Genomic DNA, 18,322 nt, shown 5'->3' with positions numbered 1-18,322 from the left:
ACTCTCGGGAAGCGAAGTATGGTGTCTCACCACATACGCGGCTGACCTGCGCTTTCCTACGGTGTGGCGACACGAACACCGTCCCCGTCACCCGCTCGGAAGTGGTGCACATGGCCGCCGCAACACACGCTCCCACGCCTCCCGGATCCCTGAAGCGGATCGTCGCCGCGAGTCTCATCGGGACCACCATCGAGTGGTACGACTTCTTCCTGTACGGCTCTGCCGCCGCGCTCGTCTTCAACACGCTGTTCTTCCCTGCGGCCGACCCGCTGGTGGGCACGCTCATCGCCTTTGTCACCTACGCCATCGGGTTCGCGGCGCGACCTCTCGGCGGTGTCGTGTTCGGTCACTTCGGGGACAAGATCGGGCGCAAGAAGCTGCTGGTGGTCAGCCTTCTGATGATGGGCGGCGCCACCTTCGCCATGGGTCTGCTGCCCACCTACGAGACCATCGGGGTCGGCGCGCCGATCCTGCTGACCGTGCTGCGGCTGGTCCAGGGCTTCGCGCTGGGCGGCGAGTGGGGCGGTGCCGTCCTCATCGTCTCCGAGCACGGCGACGACCGGCACCGCGGTTTCTGGGCCTCGTGGCCCCAGGCCGGTGCCCCCGGCGGTAACCTGCTCGCCACCGGAGTCCTGGCACTCCTGGCCGCCTTCCAGTCGGAGGCCGCCTTCCAGTCCTGGGGCTGGCGCGTCCCGTTCCTGCTGTCCGGTGTCCTCGTGGTGATCGGTCTCTGGATTCGGGTCACGGTGTCCGAGTCCCCGGTCTTCCTCGCCGCGCAGGCCAAGGCCGAGGCGGCGGCCGCGCAGGGCGTCAAGGAGCAGGCCCCGGTCGTCGAGGTGTTCCGGCGCAGCTGGCGCGAGGTCCTGGCGGCCATCGGCACCCGCTTCGGCGAGAACATCTCGTACTACATCCTCACCTCGTTCCTCCTGGTGTACGTCACCGCCCACCTGGAACTGCCCAAGAGCACCGCCCTGAACGCCGTCCTCATCGGCTCCGCAGTCCACTTCGTCACCATCCCCCTGTGGGGCGCGCTCTCCGACCGTGTCGGGCGCCGGCCCGTCACCCTCATCGGCTCCGTGGGCATGGCCGTCTGGGCGTTCGTCTTCTTCGGCCTCGTCGACTCCGAGTCCTTCCCCGTCATCACCCTGGCCGTCACCGCCGGCCTGCTCCTTCACGGCGCCATGTACGGGCCACAGGCCGCGTTCATCTCCGAGATGTTCGACACCAAGGTGCGCTACTCCGGCGCCTCGATGGGCTCGCAGCTCGCCTCCATCGTCGCCGGAGCCCTCGCCCCGATCATCGCCGTCGAACTCCTGAAGGACTACGACTCCTCCACCCCGGTCAGCCTCTACCTGTGCCTGGCCGCCGTCATCACCACCCTCACCGTGGCCGTCACCCGCGAAACCCGCGGCCGCGACCTCGCCCGCACCCGGCACGAACAGAAGAGCGGCGGAGCCTCCGCCACCGGCTCCGCGCACTCCACCGGCTCCGCGAACTCCGCCGACTCCGTGGCCGTCGCCGGCGACTCCGCCTGAGGGGCAGGGAATCGGCCGCCGCCTTCACCGCCGTCGTGCCGGGCATCGAACCCGATGCCCGGCACGACGGCGAGCGGCGCAGGGCCGGGCGGGCCGCGGGCGGGACCGAACGGCTCATTGCCGACGGGCGCCTCGACGGCCGGCGGAGGGGCGACACCGAGATAGAGACCCCGGCCGTATTCCCGGAGACCGCGGGGAAGCCCTGAGAGGGAGTCCTGAGCAGGAGCCCTGGGAGGGAGCCCTGAGAGGGGGACAGAAGCGGGCAGGCAGAGGCGGGGAGGCGAGGCGGGAGACATGAGCGACCTGCCATACGGATCGACCCTCGTGAGCTGTCCGTCCCGGGCCTGGTCCGGGCCGCCGACGAGGCCGTACGCAGCGGGCCGATTCCCCGCGGACACCCCCGTCGGCCGTCACCGGTCCGGCATCGTCTCCGGCCTGGTGTACGTGCGGCCCTTCCAGGCCGCGCCCCGGCCGCGGTAGTGCTGGACGGCCGAGTCCACCGTCATCAGCAGGTACAGCAGGGCGGTGAACGGGAGCAGGGGCGCGAGCCAGGGCGGCCGGCGGTAGTAGCGGAGCATCGGGAGGTACGTGCCCGTCATCACCGCCCAGGCAAGTCCGCCCGCCCATGCCGCCGTCCCGTCTCCGGTGAGCAGGCCCGCGAGCAGCGTCGCCGGCGGCGCCAGGTAGACGAGGGCCAGGCCCGCGACCGTGCCCGCGAGCAGGAACGGGTTGTGCCGCAGTTGCGCGTAGGCGCTGCGCGAGACCATCCGCCACAGCGGGGCGAGGCCCGGGTACGGCCGGACGCTGTCCACCCGGTCCGCGAGCCCCAGCCAGATCCGGCCGCCGCTCCGGCGTACCGCCCGGGCCAGCGACACGTCGTCGATGACGGCCTCCCGGATCGACTCCGGCACCCCGGCCCGCTCCGCCGTCTCCGCCCGCAGCAGCACACAGCCGCCGGCTGCCGCCGTCGCGAGGGGCCGGCGGCGGTTGATCCAGCGGAAGGGATAGAGCTGGCAGAAGAAGTAGACGAAGGCCGGCACGATCAGCCGCTCCCATCCGCTCGCCACCCGCAGCCGCGCCATCTGGGACACCAGGTCGAGCCGGTGCCCCGTCGCCGCGGCGACGAGCAGCCGCAGGCTGTCCGGTTCGTGGGCGATGTCCGCGTCCGTGAGGAGCAGGAATTCGGGTCCACGCGCGCGTGCGAGCGCCATGCCGTGCCGCAGCGCCCACAGTTTGCCCGTCCAGCCGGGCGCGGGCTCGCCGGGCGAGGTCACCGTCAACGGCAGCCCGACACCGCGCCGCACCGCCGCCCCGCCCTCCGGCCCGTCGCCGCGCCCCCCGGCCGGGGCGCCGGGAGAGTCGCCCTCCGGCCCGTCGCCGGCCCTTCCGCCGCCGCACCCCGCGGCCGTCGCGCCCGCCAGATCCTCGGCGAGCCGGCCCGTGCCGTCCGTGCTCCCGTCGTCGACCAGGATCACCTCCGCCCGCCCCGGATAGTCCTGGGCGAGCAGCGACGGCAGACTCAGCGGCAGCACCTCCGCCTCGTCCCTGGCCGGCACCACCACGACGACGTCGGGCCAGGTTCCGGGCTCCGGGGCGGCGGCGACCGGCGCGGGCAGGCGCTGGTCCGTGCGCCAGAAGAAGCCCTGGCCCAGGAGCAGCCACCCCCAGACGGCCAGAGCGGCGATCGCGATCCAGGCAAGCGTGCTCATTCGCCGCAGTCTGCCCCAGAACGACGGGGAAACAAGGGTGGTCGGATAGGGTGACCGGGTGAAGATCGCCCTCATGGACTCCGGAATCGGCCTGCTGCCGGCAGCGGCGGCGGTCCGCCGCATGCGGCCCGACGCGGATCTGGTGCTCTCCTCGGACCCCGACGGCATGCCGTGGGGCCCGCGCACCGTCGAGGACCTCACCGAGCGTGCCCTGGCCGTCGCCCGGGCCGCCGCCGCGCACGGGCCCGACGCCCTGATCGTCGGCTGCAACACCGCGAGCGTTCACACCCTGCCCGCGCTGCGCGCCGAGCTGGAGCCCCGCATCCCGGTGATCGGCACCGTCCCCGCGATCAAGCCCGCCGCGGTCGGCGGCGGCAAGGTCGCGATCTGGGCCACACCGGCCACCACCGGCAGCCCGTACCAGCGCGGCCTGATCCGCGACTTCGCCGACGGTGCCGAGGTCACCGAGGTGCCGTGCCCCGGTCTCGCCGACGCCGTCGAGCACGACGACGCCGAGGCCGTACGCAGGGCCGTCGCCGCCGCGGCCGCCCTCACGCCCCCGGACGTACGCGCCCTGGTCCTCGGCTGCACCCACTACGAGCTGGTCGCCGAACAGATCCGGGCGGCACTGCCCCGCACCGAAGGCCTGCCGCCCGTCGTTTTGCACGGTTCCGCCGGGGCAGTCGCCGCACAGGCACTGCGGCGGATCGGCGTCGAGGCGAACCCGGCGGCCGCTCCCACGGGCGGGCTGACCGTGCTCCTCAGCGGGCGTACGGGCGACCTCGGCCCCGCCGCGCTCAGCTACGCCGAAGGCCGCGTCCTCCGGGCGGCGACCGTCGCTCTCCCCGGGTGACCGGACGACTCCGCCGAGGCGCCGCAACAGCGGAACGTGCTTAGGCTGTCACCATGAGGGACCACTCCACGAACCCGGGTCCCGAGGGACCCGCACCCCCGGTCTGGACCGGCCGCGCGACCAACCGGATGCAATGGCTGCCGGCCGTCGGCGGTTTCGCCTGCATGGCGCTGGGCATCCTGCTCGCCGTCGAGTCGCCATGGACCTCCGGCATCGCACCGCTCCTGATGGCCGTCATCGGCTGTGTCGCCGCCGGTCTGCTGGTGCTCTTCGGCACGCTCGCCTTCGTCCACGTCGCCGTCCGGGTCGACGACCGCGCCTGCGAGGTGCGATGTGGGCACATCGGCGTGCCGCGCCGGCGCATCCCGCTGTCGCACGTGGTCGGCGCCGAGTTCGCGCCGTCCGTGACCCCGCGCCAGTGGGGCGGCTGGGGCTATCGCTGGCGCCCCGAGAAGGGCACCGCCGTGGTCGTCCGGCGCGGCGAGGGTCTGGTGCTGCGGCTCGGTGACGGGCGGACCTTCACCGTGACCGTGGACGACGCCGAGTCCGCCGTCCACGTCATCCGCGCCCTGTTGCACCGCACCACCCCTCCTCCCACGTCTCCGGCGCCGGCCGGACCCGTGTAACCGGCCGGACCCGTGGAGCCGGAGGGACGCTTTCCTCGTGTACGGCCCGACCGCGTGGAACCCGCCACCCACAGGGGCGCGCAGCGCCGACCGCACTCCTGCCGGGCGCGCCGCGCGCCGTAGACTCCGGCTCGTGAGCACCACGATCGCCCCCGCCGACGCGCCCGAGTCCGATGCCGCCCCCGAGCGGGCCCGTGGCCCCCGGCGGCTGCTGCGCCCCGGTGCGGCCCTGCTCTCCGGGCTGCTGCTCTACCTGAGCTTCCCGCCCCGGCCCCTGTGGTGGCTCGCGCTGCCCGCGTTCGCGCTGCTCGGCTGGACGCTGCGCGGCCGGCGGGCACGGGCCGGCTTCGGTCTCGGCTACCTGGCCGGGCTCGGTTTCCTGATGCCGTTGCTGATGTGGACCGGCGAGGAGGTCGGGCCGGTGCCGTGGCTGGCGCTCGCCGCCGTGTCGTCGCTGTTCGTCGGCGCGGTCGGCCTCGGCGTCGCGGTCGTCTCCCGGCTTCCCGCCTGGCCGGTGTTCGCCGCCGCCGTGTGGATCCTGGGCGAGGCGGCACGCGCGCGCGTGCCGTTCGGCGGCTTCCCCTGGGGCAAGATCGCCTTCGGTCAGGCGGACGGGATCTTCCTGCCGCTCGCGGCCGTCGGCGGCACCCCGGTGCTCGGCTTCGGCGTCGCGCTGTGCGGTTTCGGTCTGTACGAACTGCTCCGCCAGGTCCTCGCCCGGCGCGCCCGTACCGGCGACGCTCCCGAGCGGACGGGCGCCGGGAACGCCGTGGACGCCGCCGGGACGCCCGAGCCCGCCGTCGCGGCCGCGTCGTCCGGGTCCGCCCGTACGGGCGACGCCGGCGAGACGCCCGGGTCCTCCCGGACGGCCGGTTCCTCCTCGGAGGCGGCGCCGGCCGCGGCGCCCCCGCGCGGGCCTCGAGGCCCGCTGGTCGCCGCCGCACTGGCCGTCCTGGTGCCCGTCACCGGCGCCCTCGCCGCGCTGCCGCTGATCTCCGACGCGCCCGAGGACGGCACCGCGACCGTCGCCGCGGTCCAGGGCAACGTGCCCCGCCTCGGCCTCGACTTCAACTCCCAGCGGCGTGCCGTGCTCGACAACCACGTCAACCGCACCAGGGAGCTCGCCGACGAGGTGAAGGCGGGCCGCGCGCCGCAGCCCGACTTCGTGCTGTGGCCCGAGAACTCCTCCGACATCGACCCGTACGCCAACCCGGACGCGTACGCGATCATCGACGACGCCGTGCGCAAGGTGAACGCGCCCACCGTGATCGGCTCCGTCATCGCGCCGCCCACCGGAAAACTGCGCAACACCCTCATCCAGTGGGAGCCGGGGAAGGGACCGGTCGCCGAGTACGACAAGCGGCACGTCCAGCCCTTCGGCGAGTACATCCCCATGCGGTCCGTCGTCCGGCTCTTCAGCAGCGACGTCGACCGCGTCCGCCGCGACTTCGGACCCGGTGACGAGGTCGGCGTCTTCGACCTCGCCGGTACGAAGGTGGGCCTCGCCACCTGTTACGAGGCGGCCTTCGACTGGGCCGTCCGGGACACCGTCACCCACGGCGCACAGATGATCACCGTGCCCAGCAACAACGCCACCTTCGGCCGCAGCGAGATGACCTACCAGCAGCTCGCCATGTCGCGCGTGCGCGCCGTGGAGCACAGCCGCAGCGTGGTCGTGCCGGTCACCAGCGGTGTCAGCGCGGTCATCCGGCCCGACGGGACGATCGTCGCGGAGACCGGGATGTTCACGCCCGACGTGCTCGTGGAGAAGGTGCCGCTGCGCTCCTCGCTGACCCCGGCGACCCGCATGGGCACGCTGCCCGAGGCGCTCCTGGTGGCGGTCGCCGTGGCCGGCCTCGGCTGGTCGGCGGTGCGGTCCGGCCGTGCCCGCCGGGCACGCTCCGCCTGAGGCGGAGCCGGAGGCCTTGGCGGCGGGGGCCGGAGGCCCTGGCGGCGGGCGGCGTGCGCCGGCCGGGACGATCGGATGATGATCTAGGGTCGAGTCATGGGCACACCTGACTTCATCCGCGACATCCGGGCCTCCGCCGGCCACCAGCTGCTCTTCCTGCCGGGCGTCTCGGCGGTCGTCTTCGACGACCGGGGACGGGTGCTCCTGGGCCGTCGCGCGGACAACGGCATGTGGGCCATCGTCGGCGGCATCGTGGAGCCGGGCGAGCAGCCCGCCGCCTGCGCCGTCCGCGAGGTGTACGAGGAGACGGGCGTCCGGGCCGAGGTGGAGCGGGTCGTGCTGGTGCAGACCCTGCGCAAGCCCGTCGTGTACCCCAACGGGGACCGCTGCCAGTTCATGGACGTGTCCTTCCGCTGCCGGGCCGTCGGCGGCGAGGCCAGGGTCAACGACGAGGAGTCGACGGAGGTGGGCTGGTTCGCGCTCGACGAGCTGCCCGAGATGAAGCGTTTCTCGCACCTCCGCATCGAGCAGGCGCTCAAGGACGAACCCACATGGTTCGACCCCAGCCCCACAGGCTGAACTATGTGCTCAGCCCACATCGGTCGGGGCGGCACCGCTTCATAAGGTGCCGAGCATGAGCGCCTCCATCGCACCGGGACCCGTCCCGGCCCAGGCCGTCGCGCCCCGGCCCGCCACCGGGCCGGCCGCCGGGTCCGTCACCCTCGACCTCTCCGGGCGCACCGCGCTCGTCACCGGCGCCGCCGGCGGCATCGGCCGCGCCTGCGCGCTGCGGCTCGCCGCCGCAGGGGCCAGGGTCAGAGCCGTCGACCGGGCCGCCGAAGGACTCGACACGCTGACCGAGGCCGCACGGGACCTCCCGGGCGCCGTCGAACCCACACTGCTCGACCTCACCGACCTCGACGCCGCCGAGGCCTCGGCCGCCGGCGCCGACATCCTCGTGAACAACGCGGGACTCCAGCTCGTCCGACCCCTCCAGGACTTCCCGCCGGACGTCTTCCACACCGTCCTCACCGTGATGCTGGAGGCACCGTTCCGACTGATCAGAGGCGCGCTCCCGGAGATGTACGCGCGAGGCTGGGGCCGGATCGTGAACATCTCGTCCGTGCACGGACTGCGGGCCTCGCCCTTCAAGTCGGCCTACGTGGCCGCCAAGCACGGCCTGGAGGGCCTGTCCAAGACCGCGGCCCTCGAAGGCGCCCCGCACGGCGTCACCTCCAACTGCGTCAACCCCGGATACGTGCGCACGCCGCTCGTCGAGCGGCAGATCGCCGACCAGGCCGCCGCCCACGGCATCCCCGCCGGGCAGGTGCTCGCCGACGTCCTGCTGCGGGACTCCGCGCTCAAGCGGCTGATCGAGCCCGAGGAGGTCGCCGAGGCCGTCCTGTTCCTCTGCACCCCGCAGGCCTCCTTCGTCACCGGCACCTCGCTCGCCCTCGACGGAGGCTGGACGGCGCACTGACCGCCGCTCCCGTTGTCCACAGGCGGTTGTCCACAGGACTGGTGCGACCCCCCGTACGACAGGTATCCCTGTGACCATGACCCACGAACAGGCCGTCTACCTGGAGCTCCTCGCCCGCGGCGCCGCGACCGAGGCGTACGACCGCCCCGTGCTGCTCGCCCGCGCGACCGGCGCGGGGCCCGAGGAGCTGGCCGGGCTCGAGCAGGCCAAACAGCTCGCGCTGCGGGTCCGGGCCGAGCTGGAGGGCCGGCGGCGGCGCGAGGCCGAGCTGTCCGCGCTCTTCGAGACCGCCCACGACCTCGCGGGCCTGCGCGACCTCGACGACGTGCTGCGCGCCATCGTCCAGCGCGCCCGTTCCCTGCTCGGCACCGAGGTCGCCTACCTCAGCCTCAACGACCCGGTCAGGGGCGACACCTACATGCGGGTCACCGAGGGCTCGGTCTCGGCCCGGTTCCAGCAGGTCAGACTCGGCATGGGGGAGGGGCTCGGCGGGCTCGTCGCCCAGACCGCCCGGCCGTACGTCACCGACGACTACTTCCAGGACGCCCGCTTCCGGCACACCGAGGCCATCGACAGCGCGGTCGGCGACGAGGGCCTCGTCGCGATCCTCGGCGTGCCGCTCACCCTCGGCAGCCAGGTCATCGGCGTGCTGTTCGCCGCCGACCGGCGTGCCCGTGTCTTCGAACGCGAGCAGGTCGCCCTGCTCGGCTCCTTCGCCGCGCACGCCGCCGTCGCCATCGACACCGCGAACCTGCTCGCCGAGACCCGCTCCGCCCTCGCCGAGCTGGAACGGGCCAACGGCATCATCCGCGAGCACAGCGGCGTCATCGAGCGCGCCTCGGAGGTGCACGACCGGCTCACCGAGCTCGTGCTGCGCGGCGGCGGCGTCCACGACGTGGCCGCGGCCGTGTCCGAAGTCCTCGGCGGCACCGTCGACTTCGTCGAGGAGCCGCCCGGCCCCGCGAGAACCTCCGAAGGCCACGCCACCCGGCACGGCGACGACTGGATCGCCTCGGTCTCCGCGGGCGGCGAGACCCTCGGCGCCCTCGTACTCCACGACCGGCCCGGACTCGACCCCGTCGACCTGCGCACCCTGGAGCGGGCCGCCCTCGTGACCTCCCTGCTGCTGCTCGCCCGCCGCTCCGCGGGCGAGGCCGAACAGCGGGTCCGCGGCGAACTGCTCGACGACCTCCTCGACGCGCCCGACCGCGACCGCCGCCTGCTGCGCGAGCGCGCCGCGCGGCTGGGCGCCGACACCGACGCACCCCATGTGGTCCTCGCCGCCCGCATCGACCGGGCCGGAGCCGGCACCGCACCGGACGCCGAGGGACGGGAGAGCGCGGACCGGCAGCGGCTGCGCTCGGCGGCCTCGCACCTGGCCGCGACGCGCCACGGCCTGGCCTCGGCGCGCGACGGCGGCACCGTCCTGCTGCTGCCGCTCGGACCGGGGGAGAGCGCCGCCGAACTCGCCCGGCAGACAGCCAAGCACCTCGGCGGCGCGCTCCACGAGCCCGTCTCCGTCGGCGCCTCCGCACCCGTCCCCGGCCCGCTCGCCCACCCCGGCCGGGTCGCCCCGGCCTACCGGGAGGCGCGCCGCTGCCTGGAGGCGCTGCGGCTGCTGCACCGCCAGGGCGAAGGCGCCGCCGCCGAGGACCTCGGCTTCCTCGGCCTGCTGCTCGCCGACACCGGCGACATCGAGGGCTTCGTGGAGCGCACCATCGGCCAGGTCATCGCCTACGACCGGCGCCGCGGCACGGACCTCGTGCGCACCATGGACGCCTACTTCGCCAGCGGCATGAGCCCCGCCCGCACCAAGGACGACCTGCACGTCCACGTGAACACCGTGGCGCAGCGCGTCGAGCGGATCGGCCGGCTCCTCGGCCCCGACTGGCAGTCACCGGCCCGCGCCCTGGAGATCCAGCTGGCCCTGCGGCTGCACGCCCTCTCGGCGGCCGTCATACGCTGACCGCGCCCGCCGGCGTGCCCGCAGCGCACACCCGCACACCTGCTCGTACCGCACCCCGCCCACCCACGTACGCCCGCCGTACCGCACACCGTGCCGCATCCCGCGGCGCCAGGAGGACACCCCGATGACCGGACGTCCCGCAGACCTGCCGCTCTCCGGCATCACCGTCGTCAGTCTCGAACAGGCGGTGGCCGCGCCCTTCGCCACCCGTCAGCTGGCGGACCTCGGCGCCCGGGTGATCAAGGTCGAGCGACCGGGCGACGGCGACTTCGCACGCCGCTACGACACCACCGTGCACGGAGAGTCCAGCTACTTCGTCTGGCTCAACCGCTCGAAGGAGTCGATCACGCTCGACCTGAAGACGGACGCGGGACGAGAGGTACTGGAGCGGCTGCTCGCCGACGCGGACGTGTTCGTGCAGAACCTGGCGCCCGGCGCCGCCGCCCGCCTCGGTCTCGCCCCCGAGGCGCTCGCCGAGCGCTTCCCGCGGCTCATCGCGGCCGGCCTCTCCGGCTACGGCACCAGCGGCCCCTGGGCCGGCCGCAAGGCCTACGACCTGCTCGTCCAGTGCCAGGCCGGCCTGGTCTCGCTGACGGGCAACGAGCACGGCACCGCCCGGGCCGGGATATCCGTGGCCGACATCGCCGGCGGCATGTACCTCTACAGCGGCATCCTCACCGCCTTGTTCACCCGCGCCACCACCGGCACCGCCCGCCCCGTCGAGGTCTCCCTATTCGAAGCGCTCGCCGAATGGATGCACCAGCCCGCCTACTACACCCGGTTCGGCGGCGTGCAGCCCCCGCGCATCGGCACCCGCCACGCCACGATCGCGCCCTACGGCGCCTTCACCGCCGCCGACGGCAAGGACGTCCTGTTCTCGATCCAGAACGAGCGGGAATGGGCCGCCTTGTGCGAGCGGTTCCTGGAGCGGCCGGAACTGGTCACTGACCCGAGATTCGCCACCGGCTCCGACCGGGTCGCCCACCGCGCGGAGCTGGACGCGCTGGTGGCGGAGCGGTTCACCGAGCTCGACAGCGCGGCCGTCGGGAGGATCCTCGACGACGCCGGCATCGCCAACGCCGGGGTCAACGACATGGCGGAGTTCCTCGACCACCCGGTGCTCGATGCCCGCGACCGCTGGCGGGACGTGCGGCTCCCGGGCGGCACCGAGGTCCCGGCCCTGCTGCCGCCGGCCGACCTCGGCGGCATACGGCCGCGCATGGACGCCGTCCCCGGCGTCGGCGAGCACACCGAGCGCATCCTGACGGAACTGGGCTACGACACGGCTGCCGTCGCGGAGATGCGGGCGGCCCACGCGATCTGAGCCACGGTTCCGCGCTCCCTGCGGGCCAGCCGGCGTCCACGCGCTCCGATCCACGATCCGACGTCCGTGCGGTCCGACCCGACGTCGCCCGCACGGGCGCCGACGCGCGGCGAGACCGGCCCGCGCCGGAGCGTCACGGGGTGCGGTAGAGCGCGGTGAGCAGCTCGATCACCGCCGGGGCGGCGGGATGCGGGTCGTCCCGCCACCAGGCGAGGCGGACGGCCACCGGTTCGGCGTCGCGCACCGGACGGTGGACGACGCCGGGCCTGCGGTACTGGCTGGCCGTGGCCTCCGCGCTCATCCCGATCCGGCGGCCGGTGGAGATCGCCGTCAGCCAGTCGTCCACGTCGTACGTCTCCTCCGTCGCCGGCCGGGAGTCCGGCGGCCACAGCTCCGGCGTGGTGGTGCCGGTCCGCCGGTCGATCAGCAGCGTGTGCCCGCTGAGGTCCGCCAGCCGCACCGAGCGGCGCCTGGCCAGCGGATCGTCGGCGGCCATGGCGCACAGCCGCCGCTCGAGCCCCACGATCGCCGAGTCGAACCGCCGGTCGTCCAGAGGCCGGCGCAGCACCGCCAGGTCGCACGAGCCTTCGGCGAGGCCGGCGGTCGGCGAGTTCACCCGCACCAAGTGCAGCTCCGTACCGGGGTGCGCGGCGGCCCACCGGCGCTGGAAGGCGGGCGTGTGCCGGCCGAGGGCCGACCACGCGTAGCCGATCCGCAGCGCGCCCTCCGTCGACGCCGCCACCCGGAGCAGTTCCTCCGCCTCGGCCAGCACCCGGCGGGCGTGCGCCACCACCCGGGCACCGGTAGCCGTCGGCGTCACCGACCGCGAGGTGCGCCGCAACAGCCGGACGCCGAGGGCTCGTTCGAGCGAGGCGAGGGTGCGGGACACGGCGGCCTGGGAAACGCCGAGCGTGAGCGCGGCATCCGTGAAGCCGCCCTCGTCGACGATCGCCACCAGGCAGCGCAGCTGGCGCAGTTCCACATCCATACGCTCAGCGTATAGACTGGATGCGGTCATGCATTTTGCGCAACCATGCGCGGCGAGGACGATCGGGCCATGCCCGCAGCCGCGTCCCCCGCCTCCGCCGCCTCTCCGCCCTCGCCGACGTCGCGGCCGTCCTCTCAGCCGTCCGGGCCGGCGTCCGCGTCGCGCACCTCCGCGACCGGCGTGGCAGCCATGCTCGGCAGCGGTCTGTCCAACCAGATCGGTGCCGCCACCGGTTCGCTCGCCTTCCCCGTTCTCGGCCCCGTCGGCGTCGTCGCCGTCCGCCAGTACGTCGCCGCGCTCGTCCTCATCGCCGTCGATCGGCCCCGGCTGCGCACGTTCACCCGCCACCAGTGGTGGCCGGTGATCCTGCTCGCGGTCGTCTTCGGCACCATGAACCTGTCCCTTTACACGGCCATCGACCGGGTCGGCCTCGGGCTCGCCGTGACCCTGGAGTTCCTCGGCCCGCTCGCCATCGCGCTCGCCGCCACCCGCCGCCGCGTCGACGCCGCCTGCGCCGTGCTCGCCGCCGCCGGCGTGATCACCCTCATGCGCCCGCAGCCTTCCACCGACTACGCCGGCATGGGTTTCGGCCTGCTGGGCGCCGCCTGCTGGGCCGCGTACATCCTGCTCAACCGCATCGTCGGCAGCCGGATCCCCGGGGCCCAGGGCAGTGCCGCCGCGGCCGGATTGTCCGCGCTGACGTTCCTGCCCGTCGGCGTCCTCGTCGTGCTGCACCATCCGCCGACGACCGCGGCGTTCGGCTGCGCGGTCACCGCCGGGGTGCTCTCCTCGGCCGTCCCGTACCTCGTGGACCTCCTCACCCTGCGCCATGTGCCACCGGCGGCCTTCGGCCTCTTCATGAGCGTCAATCCCGTGCTCGCCGCCCTGGTCGGCTGGATCGGCCTCGGGCAGCGACTGGGCTGGGCCGACGCCGCCGCGATCACCGCCGTCGTCACCGCCAACGCCGTCAGCATCCTGACCTCACGCCCTCAGGGACCGTCCGGCGCGTCAGGGGCGGCCGCCGCGCCCTGAGCGCCCGGTCCCTCCTCCGCGAGGATCCGTTCCGTCTCGCGAGCCGCCCGCAGTGCCGTGTACGCCGACCACACCACAGACACCAGTGGCACCGCCACCACCGCGCCGACGAAGCCCGCGGCGATGGAACCCGCGACGACCGAGACCGCCACCACCAGCGGGTGAAGCCGGACGGCCCAGCTCATCACCAGCGGATGCAGCACATGCCCCTCGATCTGGCCGATCACCACGATCAGCGCGATCACGATCGCCGCCACCAGCGGCCCTTCGGCAGCCAGGGCGACCACCGCGGCGACCGCCAGCGCGATCGGCGAGCCGATCAGCGGGATGAAGGCGGCGGCGAACTCGAGCAGGGCGAGCGGCACGGCCAGTGGCACCCCGAGCAGCCACAGGGCGATCCCCACCAGGACGGCGTTCGTGGCCGCCACGAGGACGATCCCGTGGGTGTAGCCGGTGAACGTACGCCAGGCCGCCCGCCCGCCGACGTCCACCCGGCCCCGTACCGAAGCCGGCAACTGCTCCCGGAACCAGGCCCACTGGCGGTCGCCCGCGTGGATGAAGAGGACCGCCGAGAACAGCGCCAGCGCCAGCGTCGCCAGCACCGCCACGAGGTGGTGCGCACCGCTCACGGCCTCGCTGACCAGGGTGGAACGGTGGCTGGAGAGGAACTGGCCGATCCGCGACTGCAGGTCCGTCAGGGCCTCCGGATTCAGCCGGAACGGCGGCCGCTCCAACCAGTGCTCGATCCGGTCGATGCCGGTCCTGAACTCCCGCACCAGCGTCGTCCGGTCGTTCGCCACCGCCTCGCCGACCATCGCCAGCACGCCGAGGACCAGCGCGATGCTGCCCAGCATCGTCAGCGCCACGGCCACCCCGCGCGGCAGCCCCCGGGCGACGAGGTCCGCGACCGGCCGCAGCAGGGCGGTGATCACCAGCCCCAGGAAGAGCGCCACCCCGATCTCGTGGAACCGCCCGAGCAGTGCGAACACCGCATAGACGAGCGTGCCGACGACGAGCAGCCGCCACGCGTAGGCGGCGGCCGTACGAAGGAAGGGGGCGACCGCGGGAGACGAGCCTGGCTGCATGGCCATCGACGTACCACCCGCGCGCCGGGCGCCAACACCCGCGCCCCCACATTCGCCCGACCGGGGAGCCGTTTGCGCCGGCCTCGCCGGCACCCGGCCGGTGGCCGGAGGACCGGATCCCGGCCGGTGACCGGACCGGATCCCGGCCGGTTCAGGTCACGCGACCCGACCACCTGACGACCGACCACGCGACCACCCGGCCACCTGGCCATGCGAGCACCCGACCACGCGAGCACAGCACACAGCCACGCGGTCACGCGGTCACGGACGCCGTCCCAGCGGGCGGCGTGTGGCGCAGCGGCGGAGACTCGCCGGGCGCCGGGCGACGCAACGGCCGTACGGCAAAACGCCGGCCCGGCCGCTGGGCGAGGCGGCAGTCGACGCTCGTGACCACGCTTCCCGCAGGGGGCGTTCGCGATCCGGGTACGATCCGCAGGAGCGACCCGAAGATCCGCTTCCCGTCCGAGGACCTGCCGCTCTGACGAGGCGGCGTTGTGCGGCCGTCAGCCGCGTACCGCCCCATGAGGGCCTGCGGTCCGGTTCAGTCCCACCAGAGCGACCACACCGTCGAGCGTGCCATCGTGTCGCCGGTCTTCACCGCATCGTCCACCGTGTCGTGGCAGTAGGCGCGCAGCTCCGCGGCGGCCTGCGCGGCGCCCCGGGGGTCCAGGGGCGGCCGGTCGACGGCCAGCTCCAGGTAGGAGCCGTCGGCGAAGAAGAGCTCGGCTCCCCACCGCTCGTGCCAGCGGCGCAGGAGTGCGGAGGTGTCGAGGGGGGTCAGGCCGCGGTCGCCGTACCCGGCCCAGCCCCACGTCGTGTAGACACGCGGCAGAAGCACCGGAACCTCGTAGCCGCCTCGCGCGGCCACGAAATTCACCCACCGCCAGTCCTTCTCGAAGAAGTCCCGGGTGCCGGTCGCCCACTGCGACACTCCCTGCAGCGGCCGCTCCACGGCCGGTGCGAGTAGGGGTGCCAGCCGGTCGGGGTCGTAGTCGGACCGCCAGAGGTCGACATCGTCGTCCACGTCGGCGACTTCCTCCACCGCCCACCGGCAGGCCGACACCACTATGGACGCCGCCTTCGCGTCGTGGTCCTGAGACGCGGCTTCGCCGACCCACCGCTCCAGCACGCCGGCATCCCACGCCGCATGATCGTGCCACTCCGTCGCCTCACTCGGCGGGCTCAACGTGACGTACGGCCACCAACCGATCCGGTCATGCCTGCCGCGCCACTCCTCCCACACCGTACGAGCCTGCTCTCGCGGCACGCGGACGCCCAGGACCTCGACACCCGCGGCGGTCACAGACCGCTCGGTCTCGGCGGTGGGAAAGGACGTCCGCAAGCGGTGAAGGAGGTCATCGGAGGGAAGAAGCGGCCGGTGGAGGAACGACGTCATGAGATCAGGACCCTAGACGATCCCGGCACGGCGGGCCCCTCTCCGGAGACTGGCAGCCCCCTGTCGAAGGCAGCGAGGCGTCAAGGTGCCTCGCTCAACGCCTCGCTCAACGCCTCGCTCAACGTCTCGCTCAACGCCTCGCTCGACGTCTCCGTCAACGGCTCGCTCAAGGCCTCCCGCAGCGCCGCGAGTTCGCTCTCGCCGAGAGCGCGGACGAAGGCGGCGAGGGCGGCCGGCCGGTCCTCGCTGGCGTCGAGACCGTCCGCCATCAACGCCGCCGCGTAGGCCTCGCGGGTGCCGGCGGCCCGGTACACCCAGATCCGGCCGTCCCTTGCGCGGGTCAGATGGCCCTTGTGGAAGAGGATCGTCGTCACGGTCGTCACCGTCGTGTACGCGACCTCCCGCAGCAGGTTGATGTCGTCGACGATCTCGCGCACCGTGGCGGGCCGGTTCCACTTCCAGAAGCGGTCCATGATCTCCGCCTCGAGCTCACCCAGCCGACGCATGGGCACGTGTCCCCTCCGCTCTCCCGCACCTCTCGCCGGTCATAGTAGACGCGCGGATGCCCAGCTCACGGGCACGGAGCCCGGTCCTGCCGGCCGGGCCGCCCGATCGTCCCGCGCTGCCCGGTCATGCCTCCCCTCTCGCCCGGCCACGCCGCCCCCTCACCTTCACCCCGACCCTCCACGCGTCACGCAGGGAGGTCGTCGGCGGAGCCCGACGCCGTCCACGCCGTCGACAGCCCCTCCAGCCAGGCCGGCGGGAGTTCGGCGGCGTCCCACTCCTCACGGAGCGCGTCGGGCGTCGTGGTGAGCCGCTCCAGGACGGCGATGCTCGCGGGGGAGTGGAGCAGCGAGTAGCGGCCGTGGATGGCGATCGGGCTGCCCGGGCCGTACTCCGCGTACATCCGCTCCACCCGGTCGTGCCCGGCTGCGGCGAACCGTGTGAGCCGGTCCGCGTACCCTGCCCGCTCCCGTGCCGTCATCGTCCGGAGCACCGCCGTGAGCACCTGCTCGGAGACCTCGGGGTCGAGGTCGGAGACCGTGGAGAAGGACAGATAGAGCGGCAGGACGACCACCTTCGCCCGCTCCAGCTCCATCCGCCCCACCGGCGGCAGCGGCACCCGCCCTGCCCCGCTCCCCTCGGCCTCCTCCTCGTGGGCACCCACGGCCTGACGCAGGATCCGCTCGGCACGGACGCCGAGCCCGCCGACGACCGCCGCCGCGCCCTCGCCCCAGCCCGAGGTGTAGGGCTCCCCCTTCCCGGCCGGTACGTCACGGGCGAGGGCGTCGAGTTCCTCGCGGGCCAGCGCGAGGGCCCCGGCCTCGACGATCCCGATCAGCTCCTCGGCGTCACCGGAGTAGACCCCGGCGCGGGCGAGGAGCTGGACCAGTGTCGTCTTCGCGTTCCGGACGTCGGCCTCGGCCGGCCCGAGCCGGTCTTCCTCGGTGGCGTTCATGTCTCCTCCTCGTCGAACTGGCCGCGCCGCCGCGAGCCTACGTCCCCGGCCCCCCGACCCGCTGCCGGCCACACGCGACGAACGCGCCACCACGGCCGACCACACTCCATCACAGACCCGGCCCGCCTCCGTAACCGCTGTCTGCCATCGGTGAAGACGGCCCCGAGAGGGCGCAACGGTCATTACGGTCCCGTCGCATGACGACGGTCACCACCCGTACGGTCGCGTACCCGGCCGACGACCTGACGATGATCGGACACCTCGCGCTCCCGGCCGGCGCCGAACGCCGGCCGGCGGTCCTGATCGGGCCCGAGGGCATGGGGCTCGGCGACGTCGAGCGCCGACGGGCCGAGGCGCTGGCCGAGCTGGGGTACGTGGCACTGGCCTTCGACCTCCACGGCGGACGCTACTTGGACGACCCGGAGCAGATGCTGGCCCGTTGCCTGCCGCTGCTCGACGATCCCGACCGCATGCGAGGAATCGGCCACGCCGCCCTCGACGTGTTGCGCGCCGAACCACGCGCCGACCCCGCCCGGACCGCCGCCATCGGCTACGGCACCGGGGGCGCGGTCGCACTCGAACTCGGCCGCGACGGCGCCGACCTGCGCGCCATCGGAACGGTCAACGCACTGACCACGGGCCGGCCGGGCGAGGCGGCGCGCATTCGCTGCCCGGTGTGGGCCGGGGTCGGTTCGGAAGACCCGATCATGCCGCCCGCGCAACGGGAAGCCTTCGCCGCGGAGATGGAGGCCGCGGGCGTCGACTGGCGCCTCGTGGTCTACGGAGGAGCGCTTCACGCCTTCCACCACCCACCGGTCGACCACGCCGCGCCTCCCGGCGTCGGCCACCACCCACGGCACGCGCGGCGAGCCTGGCGTGACATCGTCGCCCTGCTCGCCGAGTGCCTGCCCGTCACGGAGTGATCCGATCGGGTCCTGGCGCTCACTCCCGGCCGAGACG

Annotated in this window: 16 protein-coding genes; 10 read left to right on the top strand and 6 right to left on the bottom strand. The window is 73.8% G+C overall.

What is annotated here, in order from left to right; genetic code table 11:
• The first annotated feature begins 110 nt into the window (after window positions 1-110).
• The gene (locus tag ESG85_RS09465; protein ID WP_128977607.1) at window positions 111-1,535 is read left to right on the top strand and encodes an MFS transporter; all 1,425 of its coding nucleotides are present in this window, start codon (window positions 111-113) and stop codon (window positions 1,533-1,535) included.
• Window positions 1,536-1,945: 410 nt separating this feature from the next.
• On the opposite strand, the gene ESG85_RS09460 is transcribed toward ESG85_RS09465, so the two are convergent.
• Window positions 1,946-3,244, bottom strand: coding sequence for a glycosyltransferase (locus ESG85_RS09460; RefSeq protein ID WP_128977606.1), 1,299 nt, complete (start codon window positions 3,242-3,244; stop codon window positions 1,946-1,948).
• A 58-nt stretch (window positions 3,245-3,302) separates the two neighbouring features.
• Between ESG85_RS09460 and ESG85_RS09455 the strand changes: the two genes are divergently transcribed.
• The 7 genes from ESG85_RS09455 to ESG85_RS09425 all read left to right on the top strand — a co-directional run bounded on the left by ESG85_RS09455 (window position 3,303) and on the right by ESG85_RS09425 (window position 11,402).
• Window positions 3,303-4,097, top strand: a complete 795-nt coding sequence (locus tag ESG85_RS09455) for a glutamate racemase (RefSeq protein ID WP_164986207.1) — start codon at window positions 3,303-3,305, stop codon at window positions 4,095-4,097.
• 53 nt (window positions 4,098-4,150) lie between these two features.
• On the top strand, window positions 4,151-4,723 hold the full coding sequence (locus ESG85_RS09450; protein ID WP_128977605.1) for an NfeD family protein: 573 nt from the start codon (window positions 4,151-4,153) through the stop codon (window positions 4,721-4,723).
• A gap of 133 nt (window positions 4,724-4,856) precedes the next feature.
• The gene (gene lnt / locus ESG85_RS09445; RefSeq protein ID WP_128977604.1) at window positions 4,857-6,632 is read left to right on the top strand and encodes an apolipoprotein N-acyltransferase; all 1,776 of its coding nucleotides are present in this window, start codon (window positions 4,857-4,859) and stop codon (window positions 6,630-6,632) included.
• Between the two features lie 96 nt (window positions 6,633-6,728).
• Window positions 6,729-7,211, top strand: a complete 483-nt coding sequence (locus ESG85_RS09440; RefSeq protein ID WP_128977603.1) for an NUDIX hydrolase — start codon at window positions 6,729-6,731, stop codon at window positions 7,209-7,211.
• A 55-nt stretch (window positions 7,212-7,266) separates the two neighbouring features.
• Window positions 7,267-8,112: a 3-hydroxybutyrate dehydrogenase gene (locus tag ESG85_RS09435; RefSeq protein WP_128977602.1), complete on the top strand. Its 846-nt coding sequence runs from the start codon at window positions 7,267-7,269 to the stop codon at window positions 8,110-8,112.
• A 76-nt stretch (window positions 8,113-8,188) separates the two neighbouring features.
• The gene (locus ESG85_RS09430; RefSeq protein WP_128977601.1) at window positions 8,189-10,078 is read left to right on the top strand and encodes a helix-turn-helix domain-containing protein; all 1,890 of its coding nucleotides are present in this window, start codon (window positions 8,189-8,191) and stop codon (window positions 10,076-10,078) included.
• A 124-nt stretch (window positions 10,079-10,202) separates the two neighbouring features.
• Window positions 10,203-11,402, top strand: a complete 1,200-nt coding sequence (locus ESG85_RS09425) for a CaiB/BaiF CoA transferase family protein (RefSeq protein WP_128977600.1) — start codon at window positions 10,203-10,205, stop codon at window positions 11,400-11,402.
• A 133-nt stretch (window positions 11,403-11,535) separates the two neighbouring features.
• On the opposite strand, the gene ESG85_RS09420 is transcribed toward ESG85_RS09425, so the two are convergent.
• Entirely contained in the window at window positions 11,536-12,390 is an 855-nt protein-coding gene (locus ESG85_RS09420) for a LysR family transcriptional regulator (RefSeq protein ID WP_128977599.1), read from the bottom strand.
• A gap of 189 nt (window positions 12,391-12,579) precedes the next feature.
• On the opposite strand from ESG85_RS09420, the gene ESG85_RS09415 reads away from it, so the two are divergent.
• Entirely contained in the window at window positions 12,580-13,422 is an 843-nt protein-coding gene (locus tag ESG85_RS09415; RefSeq protein WP_309550283.1) for an EamA family transporter, read from the top strand.
• Here the strand turns inward: ESG85_RS09415 and ESG85_RS09410 are convergent.
• The 4 genes from ESG85_RS09410 to ESG85_RS09395 all read right to left on the bottom strand — a co-directional run bounded on the left by ESG85_RS09410 (window position 13,380) and on the right by ESG85_RS09395 (window position 17,362).
• Entirely contained in the window at window positions 13,380-14,507 is a 1,128-nt protein-coding gene (locus ESG85_RS09410) for an AI-2E family transporter (RefSeq protein WP_128977648.1), read from the bottom strand. The two genes, ESG85_RS09415 and ESG85_RS09410, sit on opposite strands and share 43 nt — an antisense overlap.
• A 541-nt stretch (window positions 14,508-15,048) precedes the next feature.
• On the bottom strand, window positions 15,049-15,636 hold the full coding sequence (locus ESG85_RS09405; protein WP_164986205.1) for a DUF4253 domain-containing protein: 588 nt from the start codon (window positions 15,634-15,636) through the stop codon (window positions 15,049-15,051).
• Window positions 15,637-15,983: 347 nt separating this feature from the next.
• On the bottom strand, window positions 15,984-16,409 hold the full coding sequence (locus ESG85_RS09400; RefSeq protein ID WP_128977647.1) for a BlaI/MecI/CopY family transcriptional regulator: 426 nt from the start codon (window positions 16,407-16,409) through the stop codon (window positions 15,984-15,986).
• Window positions 16,410-16,594: 185 nt separating this feature from the next.
• Window positions 16,595-17,362, bottom strand: a complete 768-nt coding sequence (locus tag ESG85_RS09395; RefSeq protein ID WP_128977596.1) for a hypothetical protein — start codon at window positions 17,360-17,362, stop codon at window positions 16,595-16,597.
• Window positions 17,363-17,559: 197 nt separating this feature from the next.
• Between ESG85_RS09395 and ESG85_RS09390 the strand changes: the two genes are divergently transcribed.
• On the top strand, window positions 17,560-18,285 hold the full coding sequence (locus tag ESG85_RS09390) for a dienelactone hydrolase family protein (RefSeq protein ID WP_128977595.1): 726 nt from the start codon (window positions 17,560-17,562) through the stop codon (window positions 18,283-18,285).
• The last annotated feature ends 37 nt before the right edge of the window (window positions 18,286-18,322 follow it).

Source organism: Streptomyces roseicoloratus (assembly GCF_004117935.1).
In the GTDB taxonomy this organism is placed as follows: Bacteria; Actinomycetota; Actinomycetes; order Streptomycetales; family Streptomycetaceae; genus Streptomyces; species Streptomyces roseicoloratus.
The sequence above is the reverse complement of the archived record's forward strand: the minus strand, read 5'-3'. Positions and strand labels throughout refer to the sequence as shown.

Bases quoted from the DNA above. Each gene is read 5' to 3' on its own strand.
- ESG85_RS09395 (WP_128977596.1), bottom strand. From the start codon at position 17,362: ATGAACGCCACCGAGGAAGACCGGCTCGGGCCGGCCGAGGCCGACGTC.
- ESG85_RS09430 (WP_128977601.1), top strand. From the start codon at position 8,189: ATGACCCACGAACAGGCCGTCTACCTGGAGCTCCTCGCCCGCGGCGCC.
- ESG85_RS09420 (WP_128977599.1), bottom strand. From the start codon at position 12,390: ATGGATGTGGAACTGCGCCAGCTGCGCTGCCTGGTGGCGATCGTCGAC.
- ESG85_RS09450 (WP_128977605.1), top strand. From the start codon at position 4,151: ATGAGGGACCACTCCACGAACCCGGGTCCCGAGGGACCCGCACCCCCG.
- ESG85_RS09425 (WP_128977600.1), top strand. From the start codon at position 10,203: ATGACCGGACGTCCCGCAGACCTGCCGCTCTCCGGCATCACCGTCGTC.
- ESG85_RS09400 (WP_128977647.1), bottom strand. From the start codon at position 16,409: ATGCGTCGGCTGGGTGAGCTCGAGGCGGAGATCATGGACCGCTTCTGG.
- ESG85_RS09390 (WP_128977595.1), top strand. From the start codon at position 17,560: ATGACGACGGTCACCACCCGTACGGTCGCGTACCCGGCCGACGACCTG.
- ESG85_RS09410 (WP_128977648.1), bottom strand. From the start codon at position 14,507: ATGCAGCCAGGCTCGTCTCCCGCGGTCGCCCCCTTCCTTCGTACGGCC.
- ESG85_RS09435 (WP_128977602.1), top strand. From the start codon at position 7,267: ATGAGCGCCTCCATCGCACCGGGACCCGTCCCGGCCCAGGCCGTCGCG.
- ESG85_RS09440 (WP_128977603.1), top strand. From the start codon at position 6,729: ATGGGCACACCTGACTTCATCCGCGACATCCGGGCCTCCGCCGGCCAC.
- ESG85_RS09460 (WP_128977606.1), bottom strand. From the start codon at position 3,244: ATGAGCACGCTTGCCTGGATCGCGATCGCCGCTCTGGCCGTCTGGGGG.
- ESG85_RS09465 (WP_128977607.1), top strand. From the start codon at position 111: ATGGCCGCCGCAACACACGCTCCCACGCCTCCCGGATCCCTGAAGCGG.
- ESG85_RS09415 (WP_309550283.1), top strand. From the start codon at position 12,580: ATGCTCGGCAGCGGTCTGTCCAACCAGATCGGTGCCGCCACCGGTTCG.